Raw genomic sequence first — 1,406 nt, 5'->3', positions numbered from 1 at the left:
CAGGAACTCGTACACCTCCTCGGGGTCGGCGTACACCTCCGTTCGCACGACGAGTTCGTCCACGTACTCGGGTTCGCGCGGCGCTTATTAAACGGTCCGGCGACGGTACGTGTTCGGCGTTTCCGCAGTGATCGGTGTCTGATCCTCACCCACTCGGTGGTAATCGAGCGACCTCGGGACGACGGAGCGCTCCTCCAAAGCCCCAGTCTCCCGCTCGTACGGATTTAGCTTCCCTACGGTGAACACCGCCAAAGCCCCAGCCGCGAGGACTCGCGCGACTCGCTGTGCTCCTCAGTCGCTCGCTCCGCTCGCTCCTTGCGGTGCTTGCGTCGTCGTGCTTCGCCCTCGCGGCTGCCCCTTTGAGTCCCGCCCCGCACAGCAGAGCTACCACAGCCTCACGCCTCCCCAGCCGCGCTGTTCGCTCGGGGCTCCCTCCGGTCGCCTCTCACTCGCCGCGTCCCTCGCACGCGCTCCTCGCGGCCGCCGAGGGCGGCCGCTCGCAGGCGCGCGCCGGGATAGTATCCTTGAGAAAGCGCGTCTGCTCGGTCGTGTTAACTTAAGCATCGGTTCCAGCAGACGGCGAAGGCTCGAAGCCATGATTCTGCCGCTGTCGGCTCCGCGTTTCTAAACGTATTTGAAAACGAAGAGGTTCTGCGTTTTACTTCTCTAAAGACACGTTCGACAGCATTCCGATTTCCATGTCGAGTGATTTGAAATCGGAGTGAGGTTCGTGAGAGCGCAGCCGTGAGATGTCCGCCAGCATCAACCAGAAAGAGCGCGTCGTCAACGCGGTGTTTCTCTCTGAGATCGCGGAGAAACACCAGGGTGAATTGTTGGTTTTGGACGGGAAATACGTCAACATGAAGGAATTCGTTGGTACGAGGATCGACAGCGGCATACAGCCAGAATCTATCTGAGTTGATCTGAATCGCAGTCTCATCGACCGCAACGCGATTCGGGCTCGCACCGTTAGCTGGCTGTAGATCGGCCTTTTGAATCCAATTATGAATTGCTGTTCGGCTTCGATTGACACCCAACTTCTCAAGATACTGTTTAGTATTCGAAAGTGATAATCCAGCAAGATGGAGTTGAATACCGGTTTCAATGATCTCGCGGGGTGTCCGCTCTCGCTCCACAAACTCCAAGTCGATCCAATCAGTACAGCCGTCGAGGCGGTTGGATTCGGACATAGAGCATTCGAAACACCGACCGCCTCGTTCTTAACTTAACATCGCCGTACGCACCCCAGTCCTCATTTATCCACTCGTGCTCGGGGGCGCGGTCATCTACGTAATCGAGCGTGGCGTAGAAGAACAAGAGGTCCCCCTCTTCAAGTCGCTCAATCTCAGTGGTCTTCGGAGGATGTCTATCGCCGTAGGTGTACTCTGTACTCTCGGAGATTTCAA

1 protein-coding gene and 1 pseudogene are annotated in these 1,406 nt (G+C 57.3%); both read right to left on the bottom strand.

Annotation, left to right across the window (positions count from 1 at the left end; genetic code table 11):
* Window positions 1–551: 551 nt before the first annotated feature.
* Entirely contained in the window at window positions 552–1,190 is a 639-nt protein-coding gene (locus D3D02_RS17910) for an IS6 family transposase (protein ID WP_121571302.1), read from the bottom strand.
* Window positions 1,156–1,406: pseudogene (locus D3D02_RS20735) on the bottom strand (hypothetical protein); the annotation flags it as partial. The pseudogene D3D02_RS20735 and the gene D3D02_RS17910, both read right to left, overlap by 35 nt.

Origin of the sequence: Halobellus sp. Atlit-38R, from assembly GCF_003665925.1 — an archaeon.
Classification (GTDB): Archaea; Halobacteriota; Halobacteria; order Halobacteriales; family Haloferacaceae; genus Haloquadratum; species Haloquadratum inordinatus.
The sequence above is the reverse complement of the archived record's forward strand: the minus strand, read 5'-3'. Positions and strand labels throughout refer to the sequence as shown.

Excerpts from the sequence above, each read along its gene's own strand:
- D3D02_RS17910 (WP_121571302.1), bottom strand. The coding sequence starts at position 1,190 with ATGTCCGAATCCAACCGCCTCGACGGCTGTACTGATTGGATCGACTTG.